15 protein-coding genes and 1 tRNA gene are annotated in these 17,394 nt (G+C 62.4%); 3 read left to right on the top strand and 13 right to left on the bottom strand.

Annotation, left to right across the window (positions count from 1 at the left end):
* Positions 1-5 precede the first annotated feature (5 nt).
* Positions 6-974, bottom strand: coding sequence for a beta-hydroxyaspartate dehydratase BhcB (bhcB, locus tag RBB18_RS07440; RefSeq protein WP_103763003.1), 969 nt, complete (start codon positions 972-974; stop codon positions 6-8).
* Positions 974-2,164 carry an L-aspartate--glyoxylate aminotransferase BhcA gene (bhcA, locus tag RBB18_RS07435; RefSeq protein WP_103762829.1) on the bottom strand — a complete coding sequence of 397 codons (1,191 nt, stop codon included), beginning with the start codon at positions 2,162-2,164 and terminating at the stop codon, positions 974-976. The genes bhcB and bhcA overlap by 1 nt, the downstream gene beginning before the upstream one ends.
* A 167-nt stretch (positions 2,165-2,331) precedes the next feature.
* On the opposite strand from bhcA, the gene bhcR reads away from it, so the two are divergent.
* Positions 2,332-3,174, top strand: a complete 843-nt coding sequence (gene bhcR, locus RBB18_RS07430; protein WP_306111789.1) for an HTH-type transcriptional regulator BhcR — start codon at positions 2,332-2,334, stop codon at positions 3,172-3,174.
* Positions 3,175-3,231: 57 nt separating this feature from the next.
* A complete protein-coding gene (locus RBB18_RS07425; RefSeq protein WP_306111790.1) occupies positions 3,232-5,415 on the top strand; it encodes an alpha-ketoacid dehydrogenase subunit alpha/beta in 2,184 nt (727 codons plus the stop codon).
* A 186-nt stretch (positions 5,416-5,601) separates the two neighbouring features.
* On the opposite strand, the gene RBB18_RS07420 is transcribed toward RBB18_RS07425, so the two are convergent.
* From RBB18_RS07420 to msrB, 6 genes are all read right to left on the bottom strand, one after another.
* Complete coding sequence (locus RBB18_RS07420) at positions 5,602-6,999, bottom strand: TRAP transporter large permease (RefSeq protein WP_103762826.1); 1,398 nt, start codon at positions 6,997-6,999, stop codon at positions 5,602-5,604.
* On the bottom strand, positions 6,999-7,628 hold the full coding sequence (locus RBB18_RS07415) for a TRAP transporter small permease subunit (RefSeq protein ID WP_103762825.1): 630 nt from the start codon (positions 7,626-7,628) through the stop codon (positions 6,999-7,001). Before RBB18_RS07415 ends, RBB18_RS07420 begins: the two co-directional genes overlap by 1 nt.
* A 3-nt stretch (positions 7,629-7,631) precedes the next feature.
* On the bottom strand, positions 7,632-7,892 hold the full coding sequence (locus RBB18_RS07410) for a hypothetical protein (protein ID WP_306111791.1): 261 nt from the start codon (positions 7,890-7,892) through the stop codon (positions 7,632-7,634).
* A gap of 60 nt (positions 7,893-7,952) precedes the next feature.
* Positions 7,953-8,969, bottom strand: coding sequence for a C4-dicarboxylate TRAP transporter substrate-binding protein (locus RBB18_RS07405; protein ID WP_274592905.1), 1,017 nt, complete (start codon positions 8,967-8,969; stop codon positions 7,953-7,955).
* 149 nt (positions 8,970-9,118) lie between these two features.
* On the bottom strand, positions 9,119-9,628 hold the full coding sequence (gene msrA, locus RBB18_RS07400) for a peptide-methionine (S)-S-oxide reductase MsrA (protein ID WP_306111792.1): 510 nt from the start codon (positions 9,626-9,628) through the stop codon (positions 9,119-9,121).
* Positions 9,628-10,071, bottom strand: coding sequence for a peptide-methionine (R)-S-oxide reductase MsrB (gene msrB / locus RBB18_RS07395; protein WP_103762821.1), 444 nt, complete (start codon positions 10,069-10,071; stop codon positions 9,628-9,630). Before msrB ends, msrA begins: the two co-directional genes overlap by 1 nt.
* Before the next feature lie 365 nt (positions 10,072-10,436).
* Between msrB and RBB18_RS07390 the strand changes: the two genes are divergently transcribed.
* Entirely contained in the window at positions 10,437-10,859 is a 423-nt protein-coding gene (locus tag RBB18_RS07390) for a response regulator (protein WP_170067170.1), read from the top strand.
* Here the strand turns inward: RBB18_RS07390 and RBB18_RS07385 are convergent.
* From RBB18_RS07385 to RBB18_RS07365, 5 genes are all read right to left on the bottom strand, one after another.
* Positions 10,839-11,183 (bottom strand): hypothetical protein, encoded by a 345-nt coding sequence (locus RBB18_RS07385; RefSeq protein WP_274592903.1) that lies wholly within the window; start codon positions 11,181-11,183, stop codon positions 10,839-10,841. The two genes, RBB18_RS07390 and RBB18_RS07385, sit on opposite strands and share 21 nt — an antisense overlap.
* Positions 11,184-11,205: 22 nt before the next feature.
* Entirely contained in the window at positions 11,206-15,567 is a 4,362-nt protein-coding gene (locus RBB18_RS07380) for a chemotaxis protein CheB (protein ID WP_103762818.1), read from the bottom strand.
* Positions 15,568-15,665: 98 nt separating this feature from the next.
* Entirely contained in the window at positions 15,666-16,052 is a 387-nt protein-coding gene (locus RBB18_RS07375) for a DUF4112 domain-containing protein (RefSeq protein ID WP_274592901.1), read from the bottom strand.
* A gap of 814 nt (positions 16,053-16,866) precedes the next feature.
* A tRNA-Ala gene (locus tag RBB18_RS07370) sits at positions 16,867-16,942 on the bottom strand.
* 95 nt (positions 16,943-17,037) lie between these two features.
* Complete coding sequence (locus tag RBB18_RS07365; protein ID WP_103762815.1) at positions 17,038-17,361, bottom strand: TIGR02300 family protein; 324 nt, start codon at positions 17,359-17,361, stop codon at positions 17,038-17,040.
* Between the last annotated feature and the right edge of the window lie 33 nt (positions 17,362-17,394).

The raw sequence follows: 17,394 nt of genomic DNA, 5'->3' as shown, positions 1-17,394 counted from the left end.
AGGAATCACGTCATCCACGGCAACTTGTCCAGGTCGACATTGCCGCCGGTCACGATCACACCCACGCGCTTGCCCTTGAAGGCATCCTTGTTCTTCAGGATCACCGCCAGAGGCACGGCACAGCTGGGCTCCATGACGATCCGCAGGTACTTCCACGTGATCTTCATCGCCTCGATGATCTCTTCCTCGCTGGCGGTGTACATCTCGCTGACGTGGTTCGACACGAAATGCCAGGTCAGGTCCTTCAGCGGCACTTTCAGCCCGTCGGCAATCGTGTCCGGCGCGTCGTCGGCAATGATGTGCCCGGCCTTGAAACTGCGATAGGCGTCATCCGCCTGCTCCGGCTCGGCCGCGATGATCTTCACCTCGGGGGCCAGGTTCGACAGGGTCAGGCAGGTGCCCGAAATCATGCCGCCGCCCCCGATGGGTGCGACCATCATCTCAAGACCATCGACCTGCTCCATGAACTCCTTGGAACACGTCCCCTGCCCGGCGATCACGCGCGGGTCGTTATAGGGATGCACGAACTCGCCGCCGGTCTTTTCCTGTACCTCGGCAAACACCGCCTCGCGGCTGCTGGTGGACGGCTCGCATTCCGTGATCGTCCCGCCATAGCGCCGCACGGCGTCCTTCTTGGCTTGCGGCGCCGTGCGCGGCATCACCACGTTGCACGGGATCCCGCGCCGCCCCGCCGCATAGCTCAGGCACAGCGCGTGGTTGCCGGACGAGTGCGTCGCCACACCCTTCTCGGCCTGTTCGTCGCTCAGGCCGAACACGGCATTCGATCCGCCACGAACCTTGAACGCCCCCGGCTCCTGAAAGTTCTCGCACTTGAAGAACAGCTCGGCGCCGGTCAACTCGTTCAGATAGGCCGACTGCAACACCGGCGTTCGGTTGATATGCGGCTTGATCCGCTCATGCGCGTCCAGCATGTCCTGGTATGTGGGGATATACATCTCCGTGGCGTCCTTCATCAGGCAGCGTCCTTCTGGCTCTGGGCCGGGCGCCGGCGCCACACATCCTGTGCCGCTGCCACACCGGACCCAAGTTCGATATCAAGACCCAGGTCCACCATGCACATTTCCGCCGTGCCAAGGCCGGACAGGGCCATCGCATCCGTCAGGCTTCCAAGGTGACCAAAGCGGAACACCTTGCCCGCGACCTCACCAAGGCCCACGCCGAACGCCATTCCATAGGCATCCGCCGCATGGGTCACGATCTCGGTCGCGTTGAAGCCTTCAGGCGTGCAGATAGCGCTCACCGTATCCGAGTAAACCTCCGGCGACTTGGCACAAAGCGGCATTCCCCATGCCTTTGCCGCCGCCCGCACGCCATCGGCAATGCGTGTGTGACGGGCGAAAACCGCGTCCAGCCCTTCGTCCAGCAGCATGTCGCAGGACACTTTCAGACCGTTCATCAGGCCCACCGCCGGCGTATAGGGATATGCACTGGCCGCGTAGCCTTTCAGCATGTCGTGCACGTCAAAGAACGTCCGGTGCAGCTTGGCCGACTTCGTCGCGTCCATCGCCTTTTCGCTGAACCCGACGATGGCCAGGCCAACAGGCAGCATGAACCCTTTTTGCGAGCCGGTCACGGCAACGTCCACGCCCCATTCGTCCATACGGAAGTCCATCGACCCGATGGAGCTGACGCCGTCCACGAACAACATCGCGGGGTGGCCGGCGGCGTCCATCGCCTTGCGGATCGCCTCGATATCCGACTTCACGCCGGTCGCCGTCTCGTTATGCGTGGCCAGCACCGCCTTGATCTCGTGCCCCTTGTCGGCACTCAGGATCTCGCCATAGCGCGCGGCGGAAATACCTTCGCCCCAGGGGGTCTCATCAACCACCAGGTCAAGACCATGGCGCTCGCACATGTCGATCCAGCGATGGCTGAACATGCCGTTGCGCGCGATCAGCACCTTGTCGCCCGGCGACAACGTGTTGGTCAGCGCCGTTTCCCAGCCGCCAGTGCCGGTCGACGGAAAGATGAACACCTCCGCCGAGGTCGACTTCAGCACCTTCTGCACGCCCGCGCGTGCAGGGTGCAGGATATCCCCGAAGATGGCCGATCGGTGGTCGATCGTCGGCATGTCGCAGGCTTTGCGCAGGCTCTCCGGCACGTTGGTCGGGCCGGGAATGAAAACGGGATTCTGAAAACTCATGTTCGTCTCCTCCAAAACTCACCGCCTGTGTACAGGGCTTGCCCACGCTTGAAAATTTTTTTGAAATCGTTTTTCATTTTTGATCAGGGTTGATTTATTTATACTTGTCAGATGCTTATATTTTTCATATTGTGAGGTAATATTTCAAAATTATATCGAGGCACCAAATGGCCGACCCGAATCCCTCCCCAAGACGCGCCCGCGGCCGCCCCCGCGGCTGGGACGACAAGACCGATCAGAACACCATCAAATCCCTCGACCGCGCCATGGAGGTGCTCGATTACGTCAGCCAGCACCAGGGCAAGGCGCTCTCCGTACTAGCGACCGAGATGGATCAGTCCCCCGCCACCCTCTACCGCGTGCTCGTCACTCTGGAAACGCGCGGCCTCGTGGAATTCGACCCCGAGGAACAGGCCTGGCATATCGGCCCGCAGGCGTTTATCATCGGCGCCCGCTTCCTGCGCCGCACCACGCTTGTCGAACGCGCCCGCCCCATCCTGCGCCGCCTGATGGAAGCGACCGGCGAAACCGCCAACCTGGGCGTCGAAACCTCCGGCCAGGTCCTCTTCGTCAGCCAGGTCGAAACACATGCCAGCATCCGCGCCTTCTTTCCGCCCGGGACGCTCTCGCAGATGCATGCCTCGGGCATCGGCAAGGCGCTGATGGCCGAAATGGACGACGCCCGCCTTGCCCGGCTGCTGCAAGGTCAGACCCTGACAGCCTACACCGAACACTCCATCACCGACGCCGACATATTGCGGTCCGAACTCGCCCGCACCCGCGCCCGCGGCTATTCCATCGACGGCGAGGAAAAGAATATCGGCATGCGCTGCATCGCCGCCCCGGTCTTCGATTTCAACAACGAGCCCGTCGCCGGCATTTCCGTGTCCGGCCCCACCAGCCGCGTCGGCACCGGCGATATCGACCGGCTCAGCGCCGCCGTGATGCAGGCCGCGACCGACCTCACCACGGCCATCGGCGGCGTCACCCGTCACGATCCCGGCACCTGACCCTTCCCATTCCCGCGCCGCTTGGCTACGCCTTCTCTCACAAGAAGGAGCCAGCCCATGGACCGCGCCCAGATCGTGCATGAAAACTTCCTGTCCCGCACCGCCGCGGACGATCTGCCCCCGGGCCGCGATCCCTCCGGCCCGCTCGACCCCGACACCGCAAAGCTCATCTTCCGCGCGCAATGCCTCTCCCGCGCGCTCGACGCCCAGGCGCGCGTGATGCAAAAAGCCGGGCAAGGCTACTACACCATCGGCTCCTCGGGGCACGAGGGGCTCGCCGCCGTCGCCGCGGCCCTGCGCCCCACCGACATGGCCTTCCTGCACTACCGCGACGCCGCCTTCCAGATCGCCCGCGCCCTGCAAACAGGCCACGAGGACATCGCCATGGACATGGCCCTCTCCTTCGCCTGTTCCTCCGAGGACCCCATCAGCGGCGGCCGCCACAAGGTGCTGGGGTCCAAGGCGCTCAACATCCCGCCCCAGACCTCAACCATCGCCAGCCACCTGCCCAAGGCGGTCGGCACCGCCTATTCCCTGGGCCTTGCCCGCCGCCACGCGCCAGAGCACGAACAACTGCCCCGCGACAGCATCGTCATGGCCAGCTTCGGCGACGCCTCGGCCAACCACGCCAGCGCCCAGGCCGCCTTCAACACCGCCGCCTGGACCGCCTATCAGAACGTCCCCCTGCCCATGCTTTTCGTCTGCGAGGACAACGGCATCGGCATCTCGGTCAAGACCCCCAAGGGCTGGATCGCCGCCAATTTCGCGCACCGTCCGGGCCTGACCTACATGGCCTGCGACGGGCTGGATATCTACGACACCTACGCCACCGCCCAGCGCGCCGCCCACCACGCCCGCACCCACCGCCAGCCGGTCTTCCTGCACGTCCGCACCGTGCGCCTCTACGGCCATGCCGGCGCCGACGTGCCCACCACCTACCTGCCCAAATCCGAGGTCGAGGCCGACGAGGCCAACGACCCCCTGCTGCATTCCGTCCGCCTGCTGCAAAGCGCCGGCATCCTGACCCCACAGGACGCCCGCACCCTCTACACCGAAACCTGCGCCGAGGTCGAAAAGACCTGCGACCGCGCCGCCACACGGCCGCGCCTGCAAACCGCGCAAGACGTCATGGCCTCCCTCATCCCGCCGAAACGCGAATGCGCCCCCACCAACGGTCCCAGCGCCGAGGTCCGCGCGCAGGCCTTTGGCCCCGACCTCAAGGCGATGGAAGAGCCGCAGATCCTCTCGCGTCACATCAACTGGGCGCTCACCGATCTCATGCTCACCCACCCCGAAATCACCCTCATGGGCGAGGATGTGGGCCGCAAGGGCGGCGTCTACGGCGTCACGCAAAAGCTGCAAAACCGCTTCGGCCCCGCGCGCGTGATCGACAGCCTGCTCGATGAGACCTCCATCCTCGGCCTCGGCATCGGCATGGCCCACAACGGCTTCCTGCCCATCCCCGAAATCCAGTTCCTCGCCTATCTCCACAACGCCGAGGATCAACTGCGCGGCGAGGCCGCGACCCTGCCTTTCTTCTCGAACGGCCAATACACCAACCCCATGGTCCTCCGCATCGCGGGCTTCGGCTATCAAAAGGGCTTCGGCGGGCATTTCCACAACGACAATTCCATCGCCGTCCTGCGCGACATTCCCGGCCTGGTCCTCGCCTGCCCCTCCACCGGCGCCGACGCCGCCCGCATGCTGCGCGAATGCGTCCGCCTCGCGCGCGAGGAACAGCGCGTCGTCGTCTTCCTGGAACCGATCGCCCTCTACCCCATGCGCGACCTCACGGAGACGGGCGACAACGCCTGGCTTACGACCTATCCCGACCCGTCCGAAACCATCCCATTGGGCCAGGTCGGCCAGCACGGCGACGGTACCGATCTGGCCATCGTCACCTTCGGCAACGGCCACCACCTTTCGCGCCAGGCGCAGGCCCAACTTGACGCCGACGGCATCAAATCCCGCGTCATCGACCTGCGCTGGCTCTCACCCCTGCCCGGCCCCGCCCTCTTGGACGCCGTGGCGGACTGCAACCGCATTCTGATCGTGGACGAAACCCGCCATTCCGGCGGCGTGGCCGAGGCGCTGATGGCGCTCTTCACCGAACACACCGACATCCCCCACAGCCGCCTCACCGCCACCGACAGCTTCATCGCCACCGGACCGGCCTATGCCGCCACCATGCCCTCGGCGGACACGATCCTCGCCACCGCGCGGACCGTCTGCCGCAGATGACCCGACCCCGGCTTTCATCGTTCCAAAAATACTCAAAACCGCCACACGGACCCGATGCGCAACGCCCGATCCGTTAACACCGGACGCCGGAAGAAATCGCACCGTCGACATACCACTCGGATACCGACGCGATACCGACACCGGTTTTTCGGCCCAAGCCCCTGATTAACCAGGTGATTCGCCGGCCTACGCCAACCCCGGCAGCCACAGCACGATGATCGGAAACGCCACCAGCAGCCCGATCGTCACCGCATCCGCGATGAAGAACGGCATCACGCCCTTGAACACGTCCTGCACGCTCAGGTCAGGCCGCACCCCGGCCACCACGAAACAGTTCAGGCCGATAGGGGGCGTGATCAGACAGAACTCCGCCATCTTGACCACCAGGATCCCGAACCAGATCGCGCACATCTCTCCCGACATGCCGAACGCGCTGTCCTCGACGCTGACGAACTCGCCCCCGTTCAGCGCCATGACCGCCGGATAGACCACCGGCAGCGTCAGCAACAGCATCCCGATCGCATCCATGAACATGCCCAGCACGGCATAGGCCAGCAGGATGCAGATCAGGATCAGCATCGGCGACACGGTCAGCGAGGTGATCCAGTCGGCAAACGCCCCCGGGAGGTCCGCAAACCCTAGGAATCGCACGTAAATCAACACGCCCCAGATGATGGTGAAGATCATCACCGTCAGCTTCGCGGTCTCGATCAGGGCCGACTTCAACTCGCCCAACCGCATGCCGCGCCAGAGCGCCATCAGGAACACGATGAACGCCCCCACGGCCCCGCCCTCGGTCGGCGTGCCCCAGGCATCGCCAAAGGGGTTGTAGACGAAGAAGATGATGATCACGACAACCGCCACGATGGGCAGCGCGGCAGGTAGAGAGGCGAATTTCTCGCGCCAGGTGAACCCGCCCACCGGCGGCCCCACCGACTTGAAAATGACCGCGATCCCGATGATCAGCGCGGCATAGACGATGGCCGAAAACGCCCCCGGAATGAACCCGGCGAGCAGCAGCTTGCCCACGTCCTGCTCCACGATAATCGCGTAAATCACAAGGATCGCCGAGGGCGGAATAAGGCTCGCCAATGTGCCCCCGGCGGCCACCACACCAGCAGCGAACTGTTTGTTATACCCAATTTTAAGCATTTCCGGGATAGCTATGCGGGCAAAGACAGCCGCCGTGGCCACCGATGCGCCCGACACAGCCGCAAACCCGGCTGTGGCGAAAACCGTCGACACGGCCAGGCCCCCGGGCACCCAGGCGATCCACCGCTTGGCGGCCTCGAACAGGGCGCGTGTCAGGCCGGCGTAATAGGCCAGGTACCCGATCAGGATGAAGGTCGGGATCAAGGAAAGTGCGTTCGCCGACACCTTGGAATGCGGCACCTGCCCCGCGGTCTTGACCGCCACCGTCAAAGCCCACCAGAAATCCTCGCCGCCGAAATCCTTCTTGGACCAGAAGATGACGATCAGCCCCAGAAACCCCGCAAGCCCCGCGGCAAAGGCCACGCGCATCCCGATGACCACCATCACCAGCATGAAGCCGGTGGTCCAAAGGCCGATGGTGATCGGTTCCATCAGTCGCGCCCTTCCAGTTGCTCGGCCTCAAGCCGCGCCTGATCGGCCACCGACAGCGTCAACGGCACGGCCACGGGCCGCTCCAGTCCAAGGAAAAAGGCACGCCCATAGCCCACCACTTGCAACACCAACCGCAGCACCAGCACACCGAACGCCACCGGCACCACCAGCTTGGCCGGCCAGACCGGCAAGCCGATATCGATCGTGCTATCGCGTGAACACAAGGGGCGCGCACAGTCGAAAGACCGGTCGAAATGCGCCCAAGCCCCCCACATCAATGCGACCATCAGCAACAGCACCAGAAGTACCGTGATCAGCTCCAGCAACCACAGGATACGCCCGTGCAGATTGCCGATCAGGATATCCATGCGGATGTGCCCACCCTCGCGCTGCACGTATGACACGCCCATGATGGCGATCAGCGGCATCAGCACCTCGATGTAATCCACGTATCCCGCCAACGGCGCCCCGAAGAACTTGCGCCCCGACACCGAGTAGGCCGCAAGGAACATGAGGGAAAACGCCGCGATCCCGCTGAGCAGCGCCATGAACCGCTCCACGGGCAGCAGCGCGCGGTCCAGCCGGCTCAACAGGCTGCTGTCGCTCAGAACGGTCGCGGCCCCGGCCATCGGCTAGTCCGTTCTTTCGACGGCGATGCTCAACGTGGTGCCCAACCCGTTAGCGCCAAAGCTGGTCGTCACCGTCTTTTTCAGGACAATGCAGGGCCAGTTCTTGCCGTCGACCCACAGGTTCCACGACTGCCCGACATCGGGGATCGGCGGCGCGTAAGAGGTGGCCGAGATACGATATTCCTCGGTATGGATCTTATGACCATCCGGGTCAGACACCTTCAGAAGAATGATCAGCGGCAGTTGGTTCACTTCTACGACCATATGCTCGGCACCTTTCTTGAAGAGGCCGTCCGGGGTCAGCCCCCGGACGGCCAGCCGCGCTCAGTTCGACGCGCGATGCTCTTCCAGCGTGCTTTGCACGAGATCGTAAAGCTCCTGGCCCGGCAGGCCCTGCGCTTCCATTTCCTGGATCCAGGCCTCGCGTGCGGGGTCCGCGGCCTGGGCCTTGAACTCTTCCTTCACGCTGTCCGAGATCATCACCTTCTCGACGCCTTTTTCCTCCAGAACGCTGTCCCAGCGCTTCAGAAGCTCTGCATAATTGGCAAGGTAATGGTCCAGCGCCTCGGGCACCGAGCTGTCCAGCGCCTCGCGGTGTTCGTCGCTCAGCCCTTCATAGGCGTCGATATTCACCACCACCGGGCAGTTCACCGTGCCGGGGTTCAGGTTGGCCGTCCACCAGTCCGCCTGGTTGATCGTGCCAAAGCTCAGATGCGCGTGCTGGGCGAACGACACGGTGTCGACGACGCCCGATTCCATCGCCTGATAGGCTTCGGTCGCGGTCACCGAGGTGGGCACCGCCCCCACCGCCTTGAACGCCTCGCCAAGACCGCCGGTGGCGCGCACCCGCATCCCTTCGAAGTCGGCCAGTTCGTTGCGCGGTTCGCCCGTTCCGACAAGGTTGTATTGCGGCATCGGCGAGGTCATCAGCAGCTTGGCGTTCCACTGCGCCATCTCCTCGGCGGCGGCCGGGTGATTATAAACGGCGGTGGACACGGCGACCTCCTCATCGAGGTTGCTGACACCCAGGAACGGCAACTCCAGAACGGTCACGACGCGGTTCTTGTCCGGGTGATAGCCCGCGCAGAACTGCGCCATCTCGAACGCGCCGATCGAGATACCATCAAGGTTCTCGCGGTTCTTCGAAAGGCCGCCATAGCTGACGTTCATGGTGAACTCGCCGTTGGTCTTTTCGGCGACCAGCTCGGCCAGTTTCTCGACGTGCTCGGTAAAGGCGCGGCGCTTGCCCCAGACGGACACATTCCATTCGACGGCCAAGGCTTCTCCGGCAAAAGCGAAGGACAGCGCGGCGGTAACGCCGGCTCCGATCATCTTGTTCATTGGTTCTCTCTCCCTGTTTGTGCGGGGAATACTAAGTGTCTCGACCCACGAAGCAACAGGGTAATTTTGGGTAGATCTTTAGGAAACGAACAGGGCCGCCCGCGGTGGGACGGCCCTGAGAGTCAGATCGAAGCGCGAATTTCTGCGGGTTATTCCGCCGCGTCGCGCCTCGGCAGCACCCAGTCGGGCCGGGGAAAATGGCAGGTATAGCCGGCTGGGAACCGCACCAGGTAATCTTGGTGTTCGGCCTCAGCCTCCCAGAAATCGCCCACCGGCTCCACCTCGGTCACGACCTTGCCAGGCCACAGGCCCGAGGCGTTCACGTCGGCAATCGTGTCTTCGGCCACGGCTTTCTGCTCGTCGTTCACATAGTAGATCGCCGAACGATAGCTCATCCCGACGTCATTGCCCTGCCGGTTAGGCGTGGTCGGATCGTGGATCTGGAAAAAGAACTCCAGGATCTGCCGATAGCTGATCTTGTCGGGATCAAAGCAAATCTCGATCCCCTCGGCATGGGTGCCGTGATTGCGATAGGTGGCGTTGGGCACGTCACCGCCAGTGTAACCCACCCGGGTCTTGCCCACACCCGGCATCTTGCGGATCAGCTCCTGCATGCCCCAGAAACATCCGCCTGCCAGCACTGCGCGTTCTTCAGCCATTACACGTCCTCCACTTGATCCAGGTAGTCACCATAGCCTTCGGCCTCCATCTCGTCACGCGGGATGAACCGCAGCGAAGCAGAGTTGATGCAGTATCGCAGCCCGCCCCTGTCCTGCGGCCCGTCGGGAAAGACGTGGCCCAGATGGCTGTCGCCATGGGCGCTGCGTACTTCTGTGCGAACCATGCCAAGCGAGGCGTCTCGCAACTCGGTCACATGCGCCGGCTCGATCGGCTTGGTGAAGCTGGGCCAGCCACAGCCGCTCTCGAACTTGTCAGACGAGGCGAACAGCGGCTCGCCGGAAACGATGTCCACGTAGATACCAGCTTCCTTGGTGTCGTTGTATTCGCCGGTAAACGGCCGCTCGGTGCCGTTCTCTTGCGTGACGCGGTATTGCTCTGGCGTCAGTCGTGCCACCGCGTCTTCAGTCTTTTGGTAGGTCATGGATACCCCCGTTTGATGCGTTCCTCTGAAAAATGGCCTGTCCCCGGCGCTTTACAAGCCCCGAGCGCAGGACCGTGATTGAACCAAAACACATCTGCGCAAGACCCATGATCACGCAACAATCAGGATAACGATCATGAAATCTCGCAGCAGTCCCGCACGCGCCGCACCGGGCCCCAAACCCGGCGTGAAAATCCACAATCAGTTTCTGCCTGCAGACCGCGCCACGCAGATCCTGCTGCAACAGTTTCTGTGATTCTGCCCAAGGCGGCGCCCCGCTCAACTCGGCTCAACCACATTGCGATTCTTCGGCGACAACGCTACACTAAGGCGCGAACAGAATATCTGAGGATAGTGTCATTTCCTTGCCTTCGGTCCTTGTCGTCGAAGACGATCCGTTCATTTGTGTCGGCCTCGAAGTCGCGCTCAGTGACGCCGGATATCAGTCTTTGAAAAGCGCATGCTCCTACCGGGATGCGCTTGCCGCGATCGATTCCGGCGGTTTCGACTACTGCATCCTCGACCTCGATCTGGGCAATTCCTTTTCAGACGCATTCCTGAACGAGCCCGAGGGCAAACGCCTTCTGGCCGTACTGCAGTCTCGGGGCGTGTCCACCGTGATCTACAGCGGTATCCTTGGCGAACAACGCCGCATCACTGATCTCGACCCATCCGTGATCACCATCGACAAAACCGAACCAGCGGAAATCGTGATCGAAGCTTTGTCGCGCATGGGCCGCAGCACACCGTCCAAGCCGGTAACCCCGTCAGTGACGAGCACCCCCTAGAAACCACTCCAGTTGCGCCTCGGTATACGGCTTTTCTATCACCAGCACCTCTTCAAGATCGGCCGGCAAGTATTGACGTCCATGCGCCGTCAGAAAAGCGAAGTGCACCCCATCCTTGTGAAGGCGCCGCGCAAAGACTGAACTATTGCGGTCCTTGCCAAGATTGAAATCCACGAAAGCCGCATCGGGCAGGGCCGCGTCGCAGGACTGCATGGCGGGCGCCTCTGCGCTGAACGGCCCGACCACTTCGTGCCCCATCATCTCGAGCATTTCCGCCAAGTCGACCTGCAAAAGAGGATCGTCTTCCAGTACCAGTACCTTCATCGCGGTTGCTCCCGACGCGGCATCACGTCAAATCCGACAGTGCAATCCTTACATGAATACCCGTATCGCGATAGTCTATTGTCACGTCAGCGCCTTGGGCCGCAAGGATGCGCGTCAACAGCGTTGTGCCAAACCCTGCCGACGTCGGGGCCTCAACGCCCGAAAGACCGGATTCGATCCAGTTTATTTCCAAGCCGTCCTCATTTTGCCAACTGACATCCAGCCGCCCTTCCTCGGTCGACAGCGCGCCGTACTTGCTGGAATTGGTCGTAAGTTCGTGAAAGCCCAGCGCCAGCGTCTGCACAAGGCCAGGTGGCAATTCCACGTAAGGCCCGTCAAGATGGATCGCATCCACCCGGCTCGCGCGATAAGGGTCGATCTCGGTCTCGATCAGGCTCCTCAACGACATGCCCTGCCACTTGGCATCCGCCAGTTGCCGGTGCGCCGCCGCCATCGCCCTGATCCGCGCCTGAAGCGCGTCGCGATAGCCCTCCAACGTGTTCGACGACCGCCCTGTCATCCGGGTGATGGTCGACACCGTCGCCAGGATATTCTTCACCCGATGATCCAGTTCGGCCGAGATGACCGCCAACCGTGCCGCCTCCGCCTTGCGTTCGGTGATGTCCAGATTCAGCCCAACCCAAGAGGTGATGCGGCCAGTGGCATCGCGGATAGGCCGCCCCAGCGCCAGTGTGTGATAGATCTTGCCGTCCTTGCCGATGATATCCAGCTCTCGCTCCCACGGCGTTCCGGTGCGCAGCGTTTCGGTCCACAGTTCCTTGATCTCGTCGCGCATCTCGGGCGCGACGCAGTCGCTCAGGCCTGCGGTCTGTGCCTCTTCCAGCGTCTTGCCGACCAGTTCCAGGAAAGCGGGGCTGACATAGGTCAGATTGCCCTCCGCATCGTTGATCCACACCCCGAACGGAATCGATTCACCCAGCGTGCGATACTGGTCGAAGCGCTCTGCAAGGTCGCGCTCCAACCGCTTGCGCTCGCTCACGTCCAGCGCGGCGGAATAAAACCCCGTCACCGCACCCGCCGCATTCCGTCTCGGCGCATAACTGACCAATACATCGCGTTGCGCGCCGTTCGTGTCCGACCCGATCGACACCTCGAATGTCTGCTCTTCGCCGCGAAGAGCGCCGGCGACATAAGGGGCAACGACCTCGTAGGCCGCGGGGTTCACCAGGTCCGACATCCGCAGCCCTTCGATCTCGTCCGCGGTCCGGCCCCAGAACTCGTAGGCCTTGTTGACGAACTCGTAACGTTGGTCGCCGTCGATCACGGCAAAGAGGATCGGCAGACTGTCCGCCATGTCGCGCAGTTGTCGGCGCTCTTCCTCGATGCTGTCCAGCGCCCGCCCGCGCGCAATCACCAGCCACAGAACATTCGCCGTCGCCTGTAGGAAATTTATGTCGTCGGCGTCAAAGCCACAGCGTTCGAGGCTGCATTCATGCACGCCCAGAACACCCCATGGCGCTTCATGCGGGCCGATCATCACGCTGGCACCGCACAGGATGTGATGATCCTTCAGCAGTCTCGGCGCTGTAAACCGCTTTTCTTCGCGGAAATCCCTGACCACCACGGCACTGCGCTGTTGCAGCGTATACCCCGCCTGGCTTTCGACGCCTGTGCCGACTGTCGACTCCCCAACCGTCGCCTCGGTCCAACCGACGCCTGCCCGGAGGGTCAATCGGCCGCCGCCAGGATCAAGCTGAAGCACCTTGGTGAACCGCACGTTCATATGCTCCGACAATTCGCGCACGGCCATGTCCAGAACATCCTGAAGTTCCGCCCCCGAAAGCGCCAGGCGGCCCAATTCGGCAACAGCCTCCTGTTGCGCCTCGCGACGTCGGGCGGCAGCACGGGCTCTCTGAAGGTTGGTGACGTCGGTATATGAAACCACCACCCCCCCGATCTTGTTGTCCGACGTCCGGTAAGGGCGCAGGCGGCGGATGCGGTGCCTGCCGTCATCAGTACTGATCTCGGCTTCGATATCGCTCAGTTTATCAAGACAGGTCCGCGCGTCCTCGATCAGGTTCGGGTCCTGCACCCGCATCACGATGTCCTCGACCGGCCGGCCGATATCGCCGTCAAGGATGCGCATCACCTCCTTCATCGCTGGCGTGAACCGGCGAATCAGCAGGTCGGTATCAAGGAAGATCACGCCGATGTCGATCGAGGTCAGCAGGTTGTTGAGATCGTTGTTGGTCTGCTCCAGTTCCTCGATCTTGTCCTCGAGCTGGCTGTTGACCGTAGACAATTCCTCATTGAGCGATTGCAGTTCCTCGCGCGAGGTCTCCAGTTCCTCGTTGGTCGACTGCAACTCCTCGTTCATGCTCATGACCTCTTCATTCGAGGCTTTCAGCTCTTCGTTCGAGGTCTCCATCTCCTCGATGGTCGATTGCAGGTCTTCGCGCGTTGATTGCAGTTCGTATTCCAGCGTTTCGACCGCATCGCGCTCACCCGGTCCGGCCGCTTTGCGGGCCTTGGCCCGCGCGTCTGCCTCTGCATCGGTATCGCGCAAGTCCGAAGCATCTTCGAAGCAGACAAGATAGTTGGGCTCACCGTCGCTCCCGTCGACTTTCTCAGCGAAAATCCGGACACTGATCTGGCCGCCGCCGCGCGGCACGTTCAGCGCAACCGCCTCCGCCTCTTCGCCGCCCGATCGCATCGTGTTCAGGACCATGCGCAGCTTGCCGCGCAACTCGGGCACTACGATTTCAGGCAACCGGCTGGTCGGCTCGCCATCCGGAAACTGCAGATAGTCGCGCATCGTCCCGTGAAAATAAAGCGCCTCGAGGCTCTTGTTGACGACCACGCAGGGCGGCACGAAGCGCTCCAGCAGTTGCCGTCGCGCGGTTTCGGCAACCGGCGCGAAAGAGCGCGGGCGCGACGCCAGTTTCGGACCGTCACCCGTTCCGCTCGGCGGAGCGGGGAACTTCCCCGGCCGAACCCGGCTGTTGACTGCCTTGCGATAGATCCGGCTGCTTTTGTCGACCGCCGTGAACAGGCGACCGGGCCGTTCCGCGTTCTCTGAATTGCCCAGCAGCAGGTGCCCGCCCTCGCCCAGCGCAAAGTGGAACATCTCGATCATCCGCTGCTGCACATCGGTTTCGAGATAGATCATCACGTTGCGACAGCTGATGATGTCCAACCGCGAAAAGGGCGGGTCCGAAATCACGTTTTGAGTGGCAAAAACCACGGTTTCGCGCAGCCGCTTGCTGACCAGGAACGTGTCGTTATGCTCGACGACGAAATTGCGCCGCAACCGCTCGGGTATGTCGGGCAGCGCAGCGGCGGGATACTCGCCGCTACGGGCGACTTCGATGGCCTTCGAGTTGAGATCCGTGGCAAACACCTGAACCGGACAATCCACGCGACGCCTGTCCAGCCGGTCGAAGATCGTCATGGCAAGCGTATAGGCCTCTTCCCCGCTGGCACAACCGGGCACCCAGGCACGGATCGCTTCCCCCTTCTTTTTGCCGTCCAGCATCGGCTCGATCACCTTGTCGGCAAGAGCCTCCCAGACTTCAGGCTCGCGAAAAAACCGCGTCACGCCGATAAGAAGGTCGCGAAAGAGGCAGTGCACTTCCTCGGGAGTCTGGGTCAGGTAAGCGACATAATCGGACAGCTCCCGGAACTGGCCCAGCCCCATGCGCCGCTGGATGCGCCGTTCCACCGTGCCGCGCTTATAGTTGCCAAATTCATACTCGGTCTGCAGCCGCAGCTGCCGCAGGACTTCGTTGTACCCTTCGCCAGCCTGCTGCGACAGGGACTTGTCCGCATCCGCCGGCTTGCGCAGATACGGATGCTCGAAGAACTGCGTCAACCGCTCGGGCATCTCGGCCACCGGCAGGACGAAATCCACAAGTCCGGTGTTGAAAGCGCTGCGCGGCATCCCGTCATGTTCGGCCTCAACAGCGTCCTGCGCCATCGCCATGCCACCCGCCGCCTTGATCTCGCGAAGGCCCAGCGTGCCGTCGCTGCCGGTGCCCGACAAAACGATGCCAATCGCCTTTTCCTCTCGCTCCTCGGCCAGCGACCGGAAGAAATAGTCGATCGCCATGCGCATGCCCTTTTCCTCGACCGGCGCATCAAGGCTCAGTTTGCGGTCGATCAGGCGGATGAACTTGCCCGGCGGGATAACGTAGACGGTGTTCGGCTCCAGCAACATGTCATCCGCGGCCTGCACCACGGTCATCGAGGTCTGCCGCGTCAACAGGTCCGCCATCATGCTGGGATGGTTCGGATCCAGGTGCTGAATCAGGATATAGGCAGCTCCGGTATCCCCCGGCAACGCCTTCAGAAACCGCTTGTAGGCATCCAGCCCTCCGGCGGAAGCACCGATACCGACGATTGGGAAATCCCTGTGGTCTGCCATGCGTCCTCCTGACAAGCAAAGCCTATCGGAAACCGAGTACTTTGAACAACGGCTTCTTGATCTGCCAAGCCTTTTGCAGGTTGCGCCAGAGCACCACTTCAGCTGCGTGCAAATTCGGGCGTCTGCCCTCCTGCTGCCGACGGAACATCCAGATCGCGGCGCAGTAGCGCCACGTTGCGGCGGTGGGATTTGAAGAACAGGTCAAACGCGTCGCCGATCAGGGGAATGCCACCAATTACCGTGTCGACCCCGGTGTTCAGCGCCATGCGCCCCAGCACCCGCTTGCGCGCCCCCATCCGGTGCCCTTCGACGATGATCCAGGCACCGGGCCCAAGGGTGACCAAGTCACCCACCCCCGGTATCAGCCCCAAAATCGAATCCCACCCGACCGGGATGCCGAGCAGTGGAATCCGGAACTTGGAATCCAGAGTGTTGGCCAACCGGTCCAGCCGAGCCAGTCGCGCGGTGTGGTCGCTGTCGGTCATCACGACCTGTCACGCTCTGCACCGACGCTTAGCCGCCAGGGCGCGATGCGAACGGGTTGAGTTGCAACACGGCGAGTCAGGGCCACAACGACCGAATGCAGCAGGAACATCGGGAAAATCCTTTCGCGAACTTCAGCCTGCAGTGTGTGCAAGCCTGCCCGATCAACGTGCGGCCCAGGCGCAAGGTTCCGCCCTGCGTTGCCACGCGGTCGGTGCTGCTCCGGTCAGGGAGGCGGCTGCTGCAACAGGGTCACCGCGGCGATCAGCATGTCCTCGTTGTCGCCCAGAACATCCTGCCGCGTGGGGAAATGGCGTCGTGTGGCGGTCGCGCCCAACCCCTACAGCGGCAGCCCCCGGTTGGGTCCGGCCCGCAATGCCCGGCGCACGGCGACACGGCAGTCCATGGCCGCGGGAAGATGCGGAATGGGTGGCAGCGCTCGAGGGACGGGATTGCCCCGGACATCGTACGCAGTGGGCGGCTGGCGCGAAACACGTTGCGCGTGGGCTCGATCGCGCGGTCGGTTATCATGTGCAGCAGCGCCTCGCCTGCCGGAATGGTGCCGCCGTCAAGGCAATATTCCGGCAACCCGGGGCACTTAACTCTGATTGTAACTTAATAAGCTTACCAAGAAACAATCACCAGAAACCAAGTAACGACTCACACTACTAAGCCTGTCATGTCCGATAAATCCAGTATCATACTCAAGTCCACTCAACTGCTGCTCTGTTGGAGCAAATGAACTATTGAAATTTAGGGGCATGGGCGGGGCACAGTGGTCACGGTGCGAATTTCATCAATAAATTCAACGGGATTTGGTGGAGCCTAGCGGGATCGAACCGCTGACCTCCTGCATGCCATGCAGGCGCTCTCCCAGCTGAGCTAAGGCCCCGAACCGATGGCCCGTCGCCGGGCCGTCATTTGCCGCGTTCTAGGTAAAGCGGCAGGCGGGATCAAGTGGAAAATCCCGCCCTCTCACAACTTGGTTCAGCTTTCGTCGTCGTCCGACGCAACGTCCGCGATATCATCGAGCGAGACGTTATCATCGTCGTCGTCGTCGTCCAGAACATCGTCGCCCAGGTCCACATCGACATCATCATCATCCTCGATGACTTCCTCGTCGACTTCGTTGCCCTTCATCTTCTTGGTCTCGGCATCTTCCGCGTCCGCGGTGATCGACCGGCTCTTGCCGGAATGCAGCTCGACAACCTCGCCCGTGTAGGGGCTGACGATCGGATCTTTGTTCAGGTCGTAAAACCGTTTGCCCGTCGTCGGGCAGACGCGCTTCACACCCCATTCTTCCTTGGGCATCCTTATCCCTTTCGGTGTCTGTGGACTTGCAGG

Origin of the sequence: Roseovarius sp. MMSF_3298 (assembly GCF_030733705.1) — a bacterium.
GTDB classification, from domain to species: domain Bacteria; phylum Pseudomonadota; class Alphaproteobacteria; order Rhodobacterales; family Rhodobacteraceae; genus Roseovarius; species Roseovarius confluentis.
This window is presented reverse-complemented; position numbering and strand designations above follow the sequence as displayed.